The 17,362-nt window shown below is 40.8% G+C and carries 20 protein-coding genes; all 20 read right to left on the bottom strand.

What is annotated here, in order from left to right:
* Positions 1–142 precede the first annotated feature (142 nt).
* Positions 143–661 carry a DUF6115 domain-containing protein gene (locus P6709_RS01060; RefSeq protein ID WP_278239028.1) on the bottom strand — a complete coding sequence of 173 codons (519 nt, stop codon included), beginning with the start codon at positions 659–661 and terminating at the stop codon, positions 143–145.
* 284 nt (positions 662–945) lie between these two features.
* Positions 946–1,719 carry a FliA/WhiG family RNA polymerase sigma factor gene (locus tag P6709_RS01055; protein ID WP_278239027.1) on the bottom strand — a complete coding sequence of 258 codons (774 nt, stop codon included), beginning with the start codon at positions 1,717–1,719 and terminating at the stop codon, positions 946–948.
* A gap of 136 nt (positions 1,720–1,855) precedes the next feature.
* The gene (locus P6709_RS01050) at positions 1,856–2,347 is read right to left on the bottom strand and encodes a chemotaxis protein CheD (protein WP_278239026.1); all 492 of its coding nucleotides are present in this window, start codon (positions 2,345–2,347) and stop codon (positions 1,856–1,858) included.
* Entirely contained in the window at positions 2,340–2,981 is a 642-nt protein-coding gene (locus tag P6709_RS01045) for a chemotaxis protein CheC (RefSeq protein ID WP_278239025.1), read from the bottom strand. Before P6709_RS01045 ends, P6709_RS01050 begins: the two co-directional genes overlap by 8 nt.
* Positions 2,978–3,424, bottom strand: a complete 447-nt coding sequence (locus P6709_RS01040) for a chemotaxis protein CheW (protein ID WP_278239024.1) — start codon at positions 3,422–3,424, stop codon at positions 2,978–2,980. Before P6709_RS01040 ends, P6709_RS01045 begins: the two co-directional genes overlap by 4 nt.
* A 40-nt stretch (positions 3,425–3,464) precedes the next feature.
* On the bottom strand, positions 3,465–5,498 hold the full coding sequence (locus tag P6709_RS01035; protein WP_278239023.1) for a chemotaxis protein CheA: 2,034 nt from the start codon (positions 5,496–5,498) through the stop codon (positions 3,465–3,467).
* A 7-nt stretch (positions 5,499–5,505) separates the two neighbouring features.
* Complete coding sequence (locus tag P6709_RS01030) at positions 5,506–6,639, bottom strand: protein-glutamate methylesterase/protein-glutamine glutaminase (protein ID WP_278239022.1); 1,134 nt, start codon at positions 6,637–6,639, stop codon at positions 5,506–5,508.
* Between the two features lies 1 nt (position 6,640).
* Positions 6,641–7,495: a MinD/ParA family protein gene (locus P6709_RS01025; RefSeq protein ID WP_278239021.1), complete on the bottom strand. Its 855-nt coding sequence runs from the start codon at positions 7,493–7,495 to the stop codon at positions 6,641–6,643.
* A complete protein-coding gene (locus tag P6709_RS01020) occupies positions 7,495–8,583 on the bottom strand; it encodes a flagellar biosynthesis protein FlhF (RefSeq protein ID WP_278239020.1) in 1,089 nt (362 codons plus the stop codon). Before P6709_RS01020 ends, P6709_RS01025 begins: the two co-directional genes overlap by 1 nt.
* Positions 8,580–10,613, bottom strand: a complete 2,034-nt coding sequence (flhA, locus tag P6709_RS01015) for a flagellar biosynthesis protein FlhA (protein ID WP_278239019.1) — start codon at positions 10,611–10,613, stop codon at positions 8,580–8,582. Before flhA ends, P6709_RS01020 begins: the two co-directional genes overlap by 4 nt.
* A 22-nt stretch (positions 10,614–10,635) precedes the next feature.
* The gene (flhB, locus tag P6709_RS01010; protein ID WP_278239018.1) at positions 10,636–11,718 is read right to left on the bottom strand and encodes a flagellar biosynthesis protein FlhB; all 1,083 of its coding nucleotides are present in this window, start codon (positions 11,716–11,718) and stop codon (positions 10,636–10,638) included.
* Entirely contained in the window at positions 11,719–12,501 is a 783-nt protein-coding gene (gene fliR, locus P6709_RS01005) for a flagellar biosynthetic protein FliR (protein WP_278239017.1), read from the bottom strand. It abuts the gene before it with no gap.
* The gene (fliQ, locus tag P6709_RS01000; protein WP_278239016.1) at positions 12,502–12,771 is read right to left on the bottom strand and encodes a flagellar biosynthesis protein FliQ; all 270 of its coding nucleotides are present in this window, start codon (positions 12,769–12,771) and stop codon (positions 12,502–12,504) included. It abuts the gene before it with no gap.
* A 17-nt stretch (positions 12,772–12,788) separates the two neighbouring features.
* Positions 12,789–13,454, bottom strand: a complete 666-nt coding sequence (fliP, locus tag P6709_RS00995; protein WP_278239015.1) for a flagellar type III secretion system pore protein FliP — start codon at positions 13,452–13,454, stop codon at positions 12,789–12,791.
* The gene (locus P6709_RS00990) at positions 13,447–14,097 is read right to left on the bottom strand and encodes a flagellar biosynthetic protein FliO (protein ID WP_278239014.1); all 651 of its coding nucleotides are present in this window, start codon (positions 14,095–14,097) and stop codon (positions 13,447–13,449) included. The genes fliP and P6709_RS00990 overlap by 8 nt, the downstream gene beginning before the upstream one ends.
* A gap of 5 nt (positions 14,098–14,102) precedes the next feature.
* Positions 14,103–14,465, bottom strand: a complete 363-nt coding sequence (locus P6709_RS00985; protein ID WP_278239013.1) for a response regulator — start codon at positions 14,463–14,465, stop codon at positions 14,103–14,105.
* An 18-nt stretch (positions 14,466–14,483) separates the two neighbouring features.
* A complete protein-coding gene (gene fliY, locus P6709_RS00980; protein ID WP_278239012.1) occupies positions 14,484–15,677 on the bottom strand; it encodes a flagellar motor switch phosphatase FliY in 1,194 nt (397 codons plus the stop codon).
* Complete coding sequence (fliM, locus tag P6709_RS00975; protein WP_278239011.1) at positions 15,667–16,665, bottom strand: flagellar motor switch protein FliM; 999 nt, start codon at positions 16,663–16,665, stop codon at positions 15,667–15,669. The genes fliY and fliM overlap by 11 nt, the downstream gene beginning before the upstream one ends.
* Positions 16,666–16,696: 31 nt before the next feature.
* Complete coding sequence (fliL, locus tag P6709_RS00970; protein WP_278239010.1) at positions 16,697–17,134, bottom strand: flagellar basal body-associated protein FliL; 438 nt, start codon at positions 17,132–17,134, stop codon at positions 16,697–16,699.
* Positions 17,121–17,348, bottom strand: coding sequence for a flagellar FlbD family protein (locus P6709_RS00965; RefSeq protein ID WP_278239009.1), 228 nt, complete (start codon positions 17,346–17,348; stop codon positions 17,121–17,123). The genes fliL and P6709_RS00965 overlap by 14 nt, the downstream gene beginning before the upstream one ends.
* Between the last annotated feature and the right edge of the window lie 14 nt (positions 17,349–17,362).

Below are 17,362 nucleotides of genomic sequence, written 5' to 3'. Positions count from 1 at the left end.
CCTCCTTGTGGTTTGTTCTCCTCCGCCCCGATCCTTTTTAGTACGAAAACTATCATTTCTGACAGCACCAATCGCTAAATCACGAAGCGTGTGTAATAACACCGTTAATTACTATAACACATTGACGAACCTGCTTCAACATTTAATTCGATTTTTTACGGAACTTCAGCAGCAATTCTATTTCGGTTTGTCCCTTATGCAGCTTTTTAGCAATTTGGGCAGGTGAAAGACCTTCTTTAGAGAGCCTGAATACTTTCTGCTCAAACGACTCCTCAATTGCATCCCTCTGTTCGTTTCGTTCGGGCTTTTTCTTGTACTGGTTAGCTGCAAGGGATCTCGATGCTTTCCTGATGGGATCAGGCAGAGAATCTATTGCTTGATTATCATCTATCAAGGGTTCCTGAGAAATGAAAGGTGGATTTTTTTCCGTTTTTTTCAGCTGCGGCGATTTTTGTATCTGCTCAAAACTTGAAAGAAACTGTGCATTGTCTTCCTTCAGTTCCTGCAAATAGCTTGTGAATGTTTCTTCAAATTCATTTAACGTCTTTTTATGTTTTTCTTCCTGATACATTAATTTATTTTGTCTCATGAATAATAAATAAATTGATAAAAATGCAATCAAGTTAAATAGTATTGATAAGATCAGCAGAAAAATGATCATTTAAACTCCTTTTTTCACCTTAATAGTACAGAGCCTGGGACAACATTGTCTTAGATAGTTTGAACGGTTCATTTCACTTCAGGTGGACATTTTCCAAAAGGACGGTGCTTAAACCTTTTTCCAGCCCTTGAGTTGTAAAGGCCCAGCTCGCCATCACCTTCTGCTCTACTCACCTTATACTACAGCTGGGTCTGTGTCATTTTTATTAATTTAAGTTTTCTCCCAGCCTTAATGCAGCCTTTACCGCTGCTTGTTTCATCCAGTGCAGATAGTTCGCTTTGGAATCAGAATGAAGTAAATTCGGAAGAAAGCAGTTTTCTCAGCTTAAATAAACACTTTGAATGAATCTGTGAAATTCTTGAAGTAGAAAGGCTCATGACTTCACCAATCTCTGTCAAAGTCAGTTCTTCTGTGTAAAACAGGCTGAGCACCATCTGTTCCTTGGGGTTTAACTGACCGATCAAGGAAGAAAGATCATCTATTAACTCGTTTTTTACAATTTGCTCTTCCGGCATAAGCCCTTTTGAGTCTTTTATTGCAAACCTTGGAGATTCAGAATCCTCAAAATCTGTGGATTGTTCATCCATAGAAAGTACGTTGGCGAAAAGATGCTCCTGAGTTATCTGATAGATTTCTGTTACATCCATCCCAAGTGCCTCTGCAATTTCTTCCGGCTCAGCGTTCCTCAAATTCTTTTGTTCTAATTCTTCAATCTTAGCTTCCACTTTTTTCGCTTTTTCTCTAACAGACCTTGGAAGCCAGTCTTCTTTTCGCAGGCCGTCAATAATTGCACCCCTGATTCGAAACGAAGCATACGTGTCGAATTTAAGCTCTCTCCCAGGATCAAATTTTTGAAGTGCATCGAGCAGTCCCATTAATCCTAGACTCTTTATATCGTCCTTTGAGACATTTTTAGGCAGACCGCTGCTGATTCGCTGAACGTGATACTGTACAAGGGGCATATACTTTTGAACAAGCATGTCTCCAGCATGAGCATCTCTGGAAGAAGCCCATAATTTCCAATAGTGCTTTTCTTGATTCACAGTTGAATGACTCATGGCACTCCTCTTTTAAACGTGTATTTATATTCAAAATTAATTATATCAAAAAATGGTCTTTTTGTGGTGGTTATAGATGGAAAACAAGAAAAAAACATGAAAAAAGAACAACCAGCTTTTCCGTTCTTTTTTCATGTCATATAATACAGTTTCCCAGCTTCATGTTGCGAATGTGCAACTCGCAGGTGGAGGGGTCAAATTCAATGGTTCTTCCGCTGCTTCCGCCCACATCTTCACCGGTAATAGGAATCTGAAACATCTCGAGGTGCTGCCGAACTGCTTCGATATTTCTGGGTCCAATCCGCATCGTATCTTCCGTACTTTCATATTGAAACATTTGGGAACCGCCGGCGATTTTAGCTCTCAAGCGGGCGGGGGGATATCCAAGAAGCCTAATCAGTTCTATGATTCCAGTGTCTGCAAATTTACCGGGATTGTAAATTGGCGACCTGGAAAGAGAAGAGTCAGGAAGCATAATGTGCAGCAGGCCCGCGGACTTTTGATACGGGTGGTATAATACGACTGCCACACAGGATCCCAGACCGGCGGTTTTAATTTTATCCGGTGCAGCTGCGACCTTTACATCACCAATGCCCACTTTTATGACCTGATGCTTTGCACTAATCATGGTATTCAGCTTTCTGATTTAAAAAGAGTCGTTCAAAGGAATCCGGGTCCGGTAAAACAAAAAATTGCGCCTGAAGGGAAAATGCTCCTTCAATACCGGGGGATGAAAGAACCGTATCAATCACAACGGCACGGTCACCTGACTGCGAAACACTGAGCAGCCCCTGGCTTATGATAGCTCCGGCCATGTCGATGCATAATGAAGGGACGGTAGGGAATAAATGGATGCCTGTGAACTCTGACAACGCGGACAAATAAGAACCTGAAAGAATGTTCCCCAGCTCCCGGAGCGCTGAAAGTTTCATGTCTGTAAGAGGAAGCGTGTTGATGCAAAAAGAGGGATCGTTCGTCATTACTTTTGCATACGCCTCTGCCTGAGAAAGTGAAAGAATCAAAAACATACTGCCTTTCATCTCTCCTTCAATTCTAAGAAAAATTCCTGCCACTTCTTTTTCCGGGCCCCCTGCAAGGTCTATCATTTCATCAAAGGAAACCATTTTTACTGAAGGTATTTTCATTTCTATGGCTTCCCCGACTATCTTAGACAGCGCCGTAGCAGCATTTCCCGCTCCTATATTTCCCGCCTCTTTTAATAGATCAATTTGATAGGAAGTCATATTCTGCTCAAAATTCATTGGTTATTATCTAATACAACTTCCATCTTCAACATAATCAGAAGTCTGCGGTCAAGTTTTGCTACCCCGTTGATGAAATCAGCTTCAACACTGCCCGTGACAGCTGGCTGTGGTTCAATTGAACTCAAAGGTACATCTAATACATCGTTTGCAGAGTCAACGATTAACCCTACTTCTTTTTGATCCAGCTTAACAATAATTATACGCGTATGAACATCATACTTGCTTTCCGCTAGTGAAAAGCGTTCCCGCAGATCAATAATAGGCGTGACAACCCCCCGCAGGTTTATAACTCCTTTAATATATGAAGAAACCTTTGGGACTCTGGTAATATGCAATACTTTTTCAATAGATCTTACATTTTCTACTGGAATAGCATATTCCTTATCCATTAATTTAAAGACGATCACTTTGATATCCAGCATAGCTGCTTCTGTCACCATTTAAAACTCCCTCCTTTAACAGGATTCAATTCAATTTACATCATTTAATTAAAGAATTGCAGTCAATAATCAAGGCAACCTGACCATCACCGAGTATCGTTGCGCCTGAAATTGCGAATACTTCTCCCATGTAATTCCCGAGCGATTTTAAAACGACTTCCTGCTGCCCGATAAATGAATCAACTACTAAGCCGGCCATTTTATCCCCTTTACGAACAATAATGACTGAATGCACACGATCTTCACGGCCGTGTCCCGGGACGTTGAATACTTCATTTAAAAATACGAGAGGGACGACTTTTCCCCTAAAGTCTATTACTCTCTGATTATGGGCATGTAATATATCTTCATCCTTAATAATTGCCGTTTCGATAATCGATGACAAAGGAACAGCGTATTTTTCACTTTCCATTTCAACGAGCATAACGGAAATAATGGAAAGTGTCAGAGGCAGCTGAACAGAAAACAGAGATCCATGTCCTGGGTTTGAATTAATTGTAATGGTGCCGCCGAGAGACTCAATGGTTGTTTTCACTACGTCGAGTCCAACTCCACGCCCTGATATATCAGAGATGGTGTCGGCAGTAGAAAACCCAGATGCCATTAGTAATTCATATACTTGCTGATCAGACAATGTTTTTGAATGTTCTTCTGTTATAATGCCATTTGATATGGCTTTTTGCAGAACTTTTTCCTTACTGATGCCCGCACCGTCATCTTCAATTTCAATAAAGACATGATTTCCGCTGTGATAAGCTCTTAGTTCAATTGTGCCCTCTTCAGGCTTGCCATATTTCAATCGGACATCTGGCGTCTCAATGCCATGATCCATCGCATTACGCAAAAGATGTACAAGAGGGTCTCCAATTTCATCTATAACAGTACGGTCAAGTTCGGTATCTTCACCTTTAACATTTAGGGAAATTTTCTTATTTAAGTCTCTCGCAAGCTGTCGGACCATTCGTGGAAACCTGTTAAAGACTGTTTCCACAGGCACCATTCGCATAGTAAGAATAATGGATTGAAGATCACCGGATATTCTCGACATCCGTTCGACCGTTTCATTTAATTCCCCATGGTTTAGTTCTTTTGAAATTTGCTCTAATCTCCCTCTGTCAATAACCAGTTCCTCAAATAAATTCATTAAAATATCCAGACGTTCAATGTTGACCCTGATTGTTTTACCCGAGACAGGTTTTTTTACAGATTCATTTTCCTGAACAATTGTGTTTTTTTCCGTTTTAGTGATTGGCTTTTCAATCACCTCGACTGCTGCAGCTGTTTCCTGTACTGCACTAAGGGAGGAATGCAAAGTGAGCGGAGCTGCCTCGCTGAATTCAATTTCTGAGACTTTGCACACACTTTCTCTTATGTAGTCCATTGATTCTCTAGTTAATAGGGTGACGAAAAATTCCTGATCAAAACGCTCTTCTTCCAGCTGATCAACTGATGGAGAGGATTTTACAATATCCCCTATTTTTTCGAGCACTTCAAAAACCATGTATACTCTTGCAGCTTTTAATAAACAATCTTCTCTTAGTCTTACCTTAATTTCATAAGCAATAAAGCCCTGTTCCATCGATTCTTCAATGACCGTTCTTTCATATTCATCATATTGAAGGTGCGAAGGGCTGGCTTCTTTTTCAATCGCATTGTTTACGTCGTCGGTTAATACAGGGTTATCTGCAAATTCTTTTCCATGCTCAATCATTTCTAATTTTTGAATGACATGAGAGACATCTCTTTTTCCATTTCCGCCTCCTGCAATGGATGTGATCATTTCTTCCAGATCATCAATAGCCAAAAACACAACATCCAGAATGGCGGCAGAAACAGATAAATTGCCATTGCGTATTAGATCAAGTACATTTTCCATGTTATGAGTCAGATTGGCTAAGTCTTCGTAGCCCATTGTTGCTGACATTCCTTTTAATGTATGAGCGGAACGGAAAATTTCATTTACTATTTTTAAATCGTGAGGGTTTTTTTCCAATTCAAGTAATTGCGTATTACAATTTTGAAGATGGTCTTTGCTTTCTTCTATAAAAACTTCGAGGTATTGATTTAATTCCATCCTGCACTCACCCTTCATCGTTAACATATTCAACAATTTTTTTTGCAATCATTGGCAATGGACATACTGCGTTGACAAGTCCCGTAGCAACAGCGGCTTTTGGCATTCCGTGAACGATACACGTTTCTTGGGATTCAGCGATGACACCAGCCAGCCCTTTATGAGTTAATTGTACCAGACCTTTAGACCCATCTGTACCCATTCCTGTCATAATTACAACTATTTTTTTTACTTTTTTTAATTCAGCCGCTGTTTCAAGCATGACATCCACAGATGGGCGATGTCCTGCCCTCGGATGCTCTTGGGTAAGAACAATTTTAATCGTGGAGTATGACTGGTCAAACGTAAGATGATATCCGCCTGGCGCTAAATAGACAGTGTCATTTTGCAATGTATCCCCCTGTTCAGCTTCTTTTACATGCAAGGGGGAGATAGTATTTAACCTGCTCGCGAGAGATCTTGTAAAGCCTGCAGGCATATGCTGCACAATAACTACAGGGGCACCGAGGTCCTTTGGAAGATGAGAAACTACTTTTTGAAGGGCTCTGGGACCTCCGGTTGATGTGCCGATTAAAACAACCTTTTGACACCCTGCAACAGGAAGTTCCGCTTCCGGCTCCATGTTTGCTTTATTGTTTGTTTTGATTTCATTTTCAATCGTTGGATAGAAGGAGGTATGTTCAATACTGTTCTCTGTTCCAGCTGAATCTTGTTTTCTGGGAACAGACCCAGCTGCTGCATAAACTTTTTCAATCAGTTCGCTCTTTACTTTATGAAGATCCAGTGAAATAGTCCCGGAAGGTTTTGAAATAAAATCTACTGCTCCGTAGTCCATCGCTGAAAGAGTATCTTCTGCTCCGTCTTTAGTTGAGCTCGACAGCATGATGACGGGGAGCGGACGATCTTCCATTATTTTCTTTAATGCTTCCAATCCATTTAACACCGGCATTTGAACATCCATTGTTATCACATCAGGCTGCAGCAGTTTAACTTTGATCAGCGCATCTTCACCGTTTCGGGCAGTGCCCACTACGGTTATATTTTTTTCTTCCCGAAGAAATTCCTGAATTAGTTTTCTCATAAACGCTGAATCATCAACTACCAGAACTTTAATCATGTCCGTTAATCTCAAATTATTCACCTCACCGCTTTGAAAATAGTTTTGCAAGTCGCTGTACAAAGCGATTCGGTGCAGCTTGAACTTCTTGACCCTCATCCATATATAGACTAACGATCTTTTTCATTTGTTTACTCGCTGCAGTTGCTGGATATTCAGTTACAAATGGCACCTGGTTTGTTACAGATTTTCTTACGTTCGGATCTTCAGGTATACTTCCAAGAAATTTAACTTCCTTATGCAGAAATCTTTCCATAGCCAATTTAAGCCTGTCCATTGCAAGTTTACCTTCTTTTGAATCCATAACACGATTGCATAGAATAGAGAAATTTTTTTCAGCATTTTTCATGTAAATAAATTTCATCATTGAATATGCATCCATAATGGAGGTCGGTTCGGGGGTGGTAACCACAATGACATCATCTGCTGCCATAATCATTTCCAAGCCGTTAACACTTGCACCGGCACCCATATCAAAAAGCAGGTAGTCATAATTTTTTTGAAGAAGCTCAAACCCATCTAAAAATCGTTGAATTTCAATATCGTGCCATTCCACAAGCTGGTTTAACCCAGATCCTCCGGAAATAAATGAGAGATTGCCAGGACCTTTTTGAACAATATCCAGAATACTGCCGCTTCCCTGCAGGTAATGCAGGATGGATTGATCCGGCTGCTGGCCCAATAGAATATGAACATTCCCCATGCCTATATCCATGTCCATCAAAAGAACCCGGTTTCCAAGAGAAGAAAGTTCCATGGAAAAATTCAGGGAAAAGTTGGACTTTCCAACCCCGCCCTTTCCACTGACAACAGCGATTGTTTTTGCTGTAGGCTCATTCCTTATCATCATTTGGTTTCGCAATGTTTGTGCCTGATCCATTAGTGCTTCCCGCTTTCTTCGAGAAGATTTAGAAAATGCTCAGTGGATGCTTCCTTTATATCTTCAGGAACAGCCTGCCCTGTTGTAATAAAAGCTGCCCCTTTCTTATTTTGGGTCATAATCTGAATCACAGCGCCCGGAGCAGTACTTTCATCTTGCTTAGTAAAGATAAAATGACTAATATCCACGTCTTTAAACTGCTCGATGACCGCCTGCATATCTTTTCTTCTTGCAGTCATTGAAAGAACTAAAAAGGATTGCATATTAACACTGAAATTCAGCACATTTTTTAAATCCTCCACATAGTGTTTCTCTCTGTAGTTTCTTCCTGCAGTGTCAATAAAAATATGATCAAACTGTTCAAATTTTACAACAGCCTGTTCAAAATCACTGCGATTATACACGACTTCTATCGGAACATTCAGCAGTTGTGCATAGGTTTTAAGCTGCTCGATAGCTCCGATCCGGTAGGTATCTGTCGTGATAAAGGCAATTTTTCTTTTTTGTTCAACTACGAGTTTGGCAGCCATTTTAGCAATAGTGGTCGTTTTTCCAACCCCTGTCGGACCCACTACATTGATGAATTTTCGGTCTGTGTCTATTCCTTTATGTACAAGACCTTTCATTTTTTTCTTAAAAAAAGCAAGACTGTGAGAATGAACGTCTTCAGCTTTTCCATCCTCTTTCCATTTTTCAAAGACAAACTGACCAAGCTCTAAAAGCCAATGTTCATCAAAGTCAAGTTCTTTGTAACGTTTCAGTTCTTCCTGAATCACTGGAGGGAAATGATGAAAGGCAGTCTGTGTCTGCGGCTGAAAACGGGATAGAATTTCTTTGATTTCGTTAAAATCAGCTTTGTAATTTTCTTCAGATTCCTTTAAATGGTTCATTGCAGGAAGAAGAGCTGGCGGCTCTGTCAGATCGTCGGTCCCAGCCGTTACCTCTATTCTTTTCTTCTTAAACAGCCCTAAAAACCCGCCTGTATAAACTGCTTTTGAATTCAAGATTACCGCATCATCGCCAAACTCTGATCTTACTTTTTTCATGGCTTCCTGCATGGAATCAGCCATAATTTTCTTCACTTTCATTCCACATTCACCACCCCTACACTTTGAACTTCAACATTCGACTCCAATTCGTTATAGGACAAGATTGGTATTTGAGGAAAATACCTCTCTGTTAGCTGTCTGATATACATTCGCACAGCGGGTGAAGAAAGTATAATCGGCGTTTGCTCAGACATGGAAACATGTTCAATCTGACTGGCCATCGCTTCAAGAACCCGCTGGGATTCACCAGGATCAAGAGAAAGATAATTCCCATGCTCGGCTTGCTGGATGCTGTCAGCCACCAGTTTTTCCACCCTGCCTGATAGTGTAATAACTTTCAGACTTTCCCCGGGAATTGAGAACTGGTTTGTAATTTGCCTTGCAAGCGCCTGTCTTGTATACTCTGTCAAAACATCTGTATCTGTTGTCAGTTTTGCATAGTCTGCGAGAGTTTCAAAAATAATAGGAAGATTTCTAATTGAGACATTTTCCTTTAAAAGCTTCGCAAGAACTTTTTGCACTTCCCCAATGGTTAATGGAGAAGGAGTAACTTCCTCCACCAAAATAGGATACGTTTCTTTTAAATGGTCAATCAGCTGTTTAGTTTCCTGACGGCCAAGTAAATCATACGCATTTCCTTTTATAACTTCTGTTACATGGGTAGAAACGACTGATGGCGGATCTACAACTGTGTACCCAAGCATTTCAGCCTGATCTTTAACCGTTTCGTCGATCCATTTTGCCGGCAGCCCAAATGACGGTTCAATCGTATCGATGCCTTCTATTGAATCATCATCCCCTGGACTCATTGCCAAATAATGATCCAGCAGGAGTTCGCCTTTTGCCACTTCATTGCCTTTTATTTTCAAGCGGTACTCATTGGGTTGAAGCTGAATATTATCGCGAATTCGAACGACTGGTATGACAAGACCCAGCTCAAGTGCAAGCTGTCTTCTGATCATGACGATTCTGTCAAGCAAATCTCCACCCTGTCCTGTATCGGCTAAAGGAATAAGACCATATCCAAATTCAAACTCAATTTGATCCACATTCAGCAGGCTCACAACGCTCTCTGGACTCTTTAATTCGTCTGAGGCCACTTCTTCTTCTGCTGAGTGAATCACATTTTCTTCTTTTTTTGCAGCTTTCGACAGTATAAAGCCTCCGCCGATCAGTACGGCTGCAATCGGTAACGTAAGGATATCGTTAATTGGGGTAAACAGACCCAGAAGAGCAATGGTTATGCCAGCTACATACATAATCGGACCAAATGCAAATAATTGATTGGTAATATCCTGACCTAAATTCCCATCAGAAGCTGCACGCGTTACGACAATACCTGTTGCTGTTGATATCAAAAGTGCAGGAATCTGACTTACAATTCCATCGCCAACAGTCAGCAATGTGAATTGACCGGCTGAATCTCCCAGGGACATGCCCATTTGAACAATCCCAATGATCATTCCAAAAAGAATATTGATCATAACAATGATAATTCCGGCTATTGCATCTCCTTTTACGAACTTTGTCGCTCCGTCCATCGCACCATAAAAGTCCGCTTCACGCCCGACTTTCTCTCTTCTTTCCCGGGCGTCCGTTTCAGAAATCATCCCGGCGTTTAAATCCGCATCTATGCTCATTTGTTTCCCGGGCATCGCATCAAGGGTAAAACGGGCAGCTACTTCAGATACCCGTTCCGCCCCTTTAGTTATCACGACAAACTGAATAATAATTAAGATAATGAACACCACAAGACCAACTAAAATATTTCCGCCTGTTACAAATGTTCCAAATGTTTCAACTACCCCGCCTGCTTCTCCTCTGCTTAAAATGGCACGGGTCGTTGAAATATTTAACCCGAGACGAAAAAGAGTCAGTAATAGAATCAGTGATGGAAATATAGAGAATTCAAGCGGTTCTTTCATGTTCATCGATGTTAAAAGTACAATAAGGCCTAATGCTATATTAATAATAATCAGTACACTTAACATCCATGATGGCAGCGGAATCACGAGCATAGCAATAATCATGATGACACTTGCAAGAACCGTTAAATCTTTACCTGACATGCCTTGAACCCCTAACTGTGCATTACACTTTATTTTTTATGCGGTATACATAAGCAAGAATCTCAGCCACTGCTTTAAAAAATTCTTCAGGAATTGGATCACCAATTTCCGCCTGATCAAACAGCGCTCGGGCAAGCGGCCGGTTTTCCACTGCCAGTACGTCGTTTTCTTTCGCAACAAGCTTGATTTTCTGTGCGATAAAATCGACTCCTTTTGCTACTACTACCGGTGCATCAGAGACGCCGTCTTTATATGTCAACACAATGGCATAGTGAGTGGGATTTGTAATGACCACGTCTGCGTTTGGAATCTCAGACATCATTCTTTTCATCGCCATTTCCCGCTGTCTTTGTTTAATTTTCGATTTAATAAGCGGGTCACCTTCCGTGTTTTTATATTCATCTTTAAGATCCTGCTTGGACATTCGTATGTTTTTCTCGAAATCATATTTTTGGTACATATAGTCAAGTACTGCCAGCAGCAGTAAAAGTACTGAAGCGTACAGGCCCATTTGCACCGTCAATTTGCCTGCTGTTAATAATGTGGTTTCCACAGACTTCAGGGATAACGCAAGTACGTGCTCGATTGAAAACCATATAACTAAAAAAGTAGTCATTCCAATTAAAGAAATTTTCAAAATTGATTTTGCTAACTCCACAAGTGCTCTTGCTGAAAAAATTCGTTTCAGGCCCTTGATAGGATCAAGTTTGGACAATTGAGGTTTAAGAGGATCAGTGGCAATTAAAAAACCAACCTGAACATAATTTCCGATAATTCCTGCCAGAGCTGCCACGCCCATGATCGGCAAAACGATCCAGGCTACTTCCGTGAGCATTTCTGTGTATACGATCATTGCTGTATCCATCGTAACCGGCCTTAAAATATAGTCCCTCAAAGGCATAGTTACTAATGATAAAATACGGTCCCAGAACATGCCTCCTGCAAAATACAAAAAAAGAAACACGCCAACTAATATGACCGCGGTGGTTACATCCTGACTTTTTGCCACCTGACCTTTTTTTCTTGAATCCATCCTTTTTTTAGGTGAAGCTTTTTCTGTTTTTTCACCGGCAAAAAATTGAAGGTCCAAAGGGATCCACTTCATTTAAACAAATCCCCCTCCTATAATCGTCATAATATCGCGCATCACAACAAACAATAAATCAAATAATCGCTGAATAACCTGAAATGTTACACCCATTGTGACGATAAGAATAATAAAGGCAACTGTAATTTTTATAGGAAAACCAATCACAAAGATATTAAATTGCGGTGACGTTCTCGCCACAATGCCGAGTGCCACATCAACAAGAAAGAGTGTTGCGACAACGGGAGAAGCAATTTGAAACGCGATAATAAAAGCTGCTGCGAAAGCCTTAATAATAAACTCAGGGGCAGCCGGATTTTCAAAACCAAGACCCATCTGGTCAATTGGGATAAATTGATAACTGTAAAAAATACCATCAAGAATTAAATGATGACCATCCAAATAAAGAAGAAGAAGCAAGGCAATCGTATATAAATACTGACCCATTAAAGGGCTTTGTGCACCTGTTTGAGGATCAATGACATTTGCCATAGCAAATCCCATTTGAAAATCGATGAAACCTCCCGCAATTTGAATGGCTGATAAAACGATATAAGCGATTAAACCAATAAATAATCCTACCACCGCTTCTTTCAGTATAAGCAGAATATATTCACCGTTAATTTCAAATGGCTCAACATCAATTGTGTAGTACATCATCCAGGATAAAATCAGCGCAAATCCCAGACGGTGCATCGGAGGAATAGTCCGATGTGAAAATAAAGGCATAACAACAAAAAAAGCAGATACCCGCACAAGCAGCAAAAGCAGGATGGTTAGTCTGGGATATAACTCTTCCATTTACCCGATATACCTTGTAAGATTAGAAAAAATATCAGCTGCATACGTGACAATCTGCGTAAGCATCCATGGACCAAAAAAAATCAACGCGACCATCACCGCAATAATTTTCGGAATAAATGCCAATGTCTGCTCCTGGATCTGCGTAGTTGCCTGAAAAATACTCACCAGCAATCCTACTACCAGTGCAACAAGCATTAAAGGAAGACTGATCATCAGCGTCATGTATACGCCTCTTTCAGCGATTGAAATTACCATTTCACCATTCATAGATAAAGCTCACCTGCCTAAAAGCTCTGCAGCAACGACTGCATTACAAGATACCAACCATCCACTAAAATAAATAACAGAATTTTAAAAGGCAAAGAAATCATAACCGGAGGCAGCATCATCATTCCCATCGACATCAGGACGGAAGCTACAACCATATCAATTACCAGAAAAGGAATAAAAATCATAAAGCCCATTTGAAATGCCGTTTTAATTTCACTTAAAGCAAACGCAGGAACCATCACAGTCAGAGGGATCTCCTGAATGGTTTCAGGCCGCTCGGCTTCTGTATAACTTAAAAACAACTCTAAATCTTTTTGTCTTGTATGCTTGCTCATAAATTCTTTAAACGGAACTGATGCTTCTTCATATGCTGTATCCAGATCAATTTCTTCATTAAATAATGGGGTTAATGCCCGTTCGTTTACCTCACTCAGTACCGGTGCCATAATAAAAAAAGTTAAGAAGAGAGCCAGGCCGATTATTACCTGATTAGGCGGCATTTGCTGTGTTGCCAGAGATGTCCTGACAAATGACAGCACAATCACGATTCTTGTGAAAGCCGTCATTAAAATTAAAATACCCGGTGCTAGAGACAGCACTGTTAATAAAAGAAGCAGCCGTACCGAAGTTGCCACGTCATCCGGAGGACTATCGTTAAAAATCTGAACAAATTCATCCATCTTTATGATCCTCCTTGCCGTTAACGCGGTTAAACACCTTTTTACGATCTTCTTTCTGCTGATTCAACTGCTTTGATAAAAGAGATTGAAAACTATGAGTTCCTTCATTGTAAGGATTATTTTTATTCTTTAATGAGCGTAGAATCAGTTTTGCCAAAGGACTGCGCTCTTCTTTTTGTTCTTCTTGTGAGGAGTAGTAATGTTCCAGCCGGCTGACTTCTTCTGGATCAGTAACTTCTTTAATAAGATTTACCTCTTCTCCCACACCGAGAACGTAATAGTTTCCGGCTATTTTCACAATTTGAACAGATCGGTTCCCTCCAAGACCTGTCCCGCCCATGTTTTGAATCAGCATGGACTGCTGAAAGTTCCTCGTTTTACTATTCACGAACTTCAGCAGTGCATAGAGCAAAACCAGGACAAAAGCAAGCGCTGCGATTAATTTCACATAGGTAAGCCAGGTGACCGGATCACCGCCAGATGGTTCTTCTGCTGCAGGTGGCGGCTGATTTTGACTGTCTTCACTATTGCCACCTGGAAAATAGTCATCGACCATCGTTCCGCCATAAACGGTTCCTTCTTCCCATCCAGCGAAAAATGTCAGAATAAGAGAAAGAGTAATTAAGATTTTTTTTACATGCATGTTCATCAACCTATCGCTTTTTGAATAGCCTCTATAACCCGATCTGCCTGAAATGGTTTAACGATAAAATCCTTTGCCCCGGCCTGAATCGCGTCGATTACCATCGCCTGCTGACCCATCGCAGAGCACATAATTACTTTTGCCGAACCATCAATTTTTTTAATTTCTTTTAAGGCTGTGATACCGTCCATCTCTGGCATGGTGATATCCATCGTAACAAGATCTGGTGATGTCTCTTTAAATTTTTCTATCGCCTGTGCTCCATCAGCCGCTTCTCCTACCACTTCAAAGCCATTTTTAGACAAAATATCCTTAATCATCATTCTCATAAATGCTGCATCATCCACAATTAAAATTCTTTTTCCCATCATTCCAACCTCCAAGTGTTATTTCAATTTAGTTAAGCGATCTTTTTGACTGACAATATCAGTCAGACGGACACCGAAATTCTCATCAATGACAACAACTTCACCCTGTGCAATAAGCCGGTTGTTGACGAGTATATCTACAGGCTCACCGGCAAGCTTATCCAGTTCGATAATAGACCCGGATGTTAAATCCAAGATGTCTCTGACAGACCTTTTTGTTCTGCCGAGTTCGACTGTAACTTGAAGGGGGATATCCATCAGTAAATTTAAATTTCTTGATTCTCCAGAGCTTAGACCCGGTGAGTCAAAAGATGAAAATTCTGCGGGCTGAACATTTACAGGCTGGCTGATAGCTCTGTCCCGGTTTAACTGGATTCCCTCATTTTCACTATCAGGCACATCTGAAGGTGTTGAATAAGCTGGAACACTGGAAAGCTGCGGGCGCTCCATTCTATCCTGATCAGCCTGCTGTGGTGCTTCTGCCAGTGCAGAGACAGCCGTTTCAGCCGCTGCTTCTGAACCTGACATTAAACGCTCAATAAGCGATTGGCCAAACTCGAGAGGAACAAGCTGCATAATGCTGGAATCTATCAGCGAACCTACTTTCAAGTGAAAAGAGATCTGGATAAGAAGCTCTGCGTTAGGCAGATTATCCATTCCCTTGTTTGCTGTTAAATCCATTAAATCGATGCTTGGCGGAGAAATATCCACTTTATTGTTAAAGATGGTAGACATCGATGTAGCTGCTGAACCCATCATTTGGTTCATCGCTTCCTGAACAGCACTGAGTTGTATTTCGTCTAACTCTTGAGAAGCTGTGATGCCATTTCCTCCAAGCATGAGATCTGCGATGACTGCTGCATCACTTTGCTTGATGACCAGCAGATTGGTTCCTTTCAATCCTTCTGTATATTGAACATTAATGGCAACAGAAGGGTGGGGGAACGACTGGGAAATTTCAGAAGCTTTAACAACCTTTACAGTAGGAGTTGTGATATCAACTTTTTGATTTAATAATGCAGAAAGGGCCGTTGCTGAACTTCCAAATGAAATATTTCCAATCTCACCTAAAGCATCTATTGCCATTTCATCTAAATAATCTTCGGTTACTATATGTGAACCAGGTGTTCCCCGGTGCTCTTCATTGTCATCAGATGTGCCTCTTAAAAGCGCATCAATTTCATCTTGGGAGAGCATATCATCACTCATCATCGTCCTCTCCTCCTTTCAATTCATCTATAATTTGAATGGCCAGTTTCTTGCCTACTTTTCCAGGCTGTCCAGTGAATTTAGGCTTGCCTCCAATGCTCACTTCAACCGGCTCATCAAACCTGTGATTCAGTTCCAGAACATCTCCTACTTCCAGCATCAGGAATTCTTCCACTGCCACCATTGATGAGCCAAGCGCTGCTGAAATGATGAGATCAGCTTTTTTGATCCTTTTTTCAAGCTGATCCATTTCTTCTGGTTTGCTTTCCTTTTTATTGGATTGCATCCAATGCTTTACTGAAAGATTTGGCATAATCGGCTCCAGAACAACGTGGGGAAGACAGATATTGATCATTCCGCTCGTCTCTCCAACGATGGTATTTAAGGAAATAACAACGACGGTTTCGTTTGGTGAAATCACCTGCAGAAATTGCGGGTTAACTTCAAAATCAGTTAAAATTGGATCAATTTCAGCTATTGTCGCCCATGCTTCTCTTAAGCTGTCAAACGCTTTTTCAAACATATTCGACATAATCTTTGTTTCGATTTCTGTAAGATTTTCAACCTTGCTCATGCTTGAACCATGACCGCCCATAATACGGTCCATCATGGCATATGCAATATTCGGGTTGATTTCCATTAAGATTTTTCCGTCCAGCGGGGGGACTTCATACACGTTCAAGATCGTCATCTTAGGAACCGAACGGATAAATTCTTCATATGGAATCTGATCAACGGAAGCCACATTAATTTGCACAAATGTTCTTAGCTGTGCAGAAAAAAATGTTGTCAGCAGTCTGGCAAAATTATCATGTATCCGGGTAAGACTGCGAATTTGATCTTTGGAAAATCGCAGCGCCCTTTTAAAATCATAAACTTTAATTTTCTTTTCCTGTTCTTCCTTGCGAATCTCCTCAGCTGACATTTCACCAGTTGAAATAGCTGATAATAAAGCATCAATTTCATTTTGCGAGAGTATATCTCCAGCCACTTAATCTCACCTCAACTCTCAGACTAGCTCTCTACTGAACAACGATCGACGTTGTGTAGATCTGTACGATTTCTCCTTCTTGCATCAAGGCATCTACGCGTTCTTTAACCGTTTTTTCAAAAGCTTCTTTCCCGGCTCTTCCTTCCAGGTTTGCACGGGTCATTTCTGATAACTCATCAATAATAATGTCCTTTACCATAAAGTCTCTTTGCTCGAGTTCTTCAGCAGCCTCAGGGCTGTCCGTTTGCATGGTCATGGAAATTCTGGCAAAGTTATTATTTGCAATACTGGTCGTCACTTCCGGAATTTCTACAGATGCACTGACAATTTCTTCAATGGTAGGTTCCGGCTCTTCAGCCTGTGCATTTCCAGCAGACAGCTGTTTGGAAACCACATAGACAATGACTCCTGCAAGTGAAATGGAAACCATGATGATCAACATGGTAAGAAGAAGTTTATTTTTCATCATTTTCATCTTCTCCTTTTAAATGAACCAGGTTAAGTGCATGTATCGACTGATAAAACGAACGCACTTCTTCTTTTACATAGACCATGGAATCTTTCACAATGAATTTTTTACCGTTTGTCAGGGTGATGGTCGTGTCAGGAAAAGACTCAATTGTCTCAATATAAATAGCATTTATCATAAATGATTTGCCATTCAGCCGTGTTACATTAATCATATGTTCAGGACTGA

This window comes from Jeotgalibacillus sp. ET6, assembly GCF_029667115.1.
In the GTDB taxonomy this organism is placed as follows: domain Bacteria; phylum Bacillota; class Bacilli; order Bacillales; family Jeotgalibacillaceae; genus Jeotgalibacillus.
This window is presented reverse-complemented; position numbering and strand designations above follow the sequence as displayed.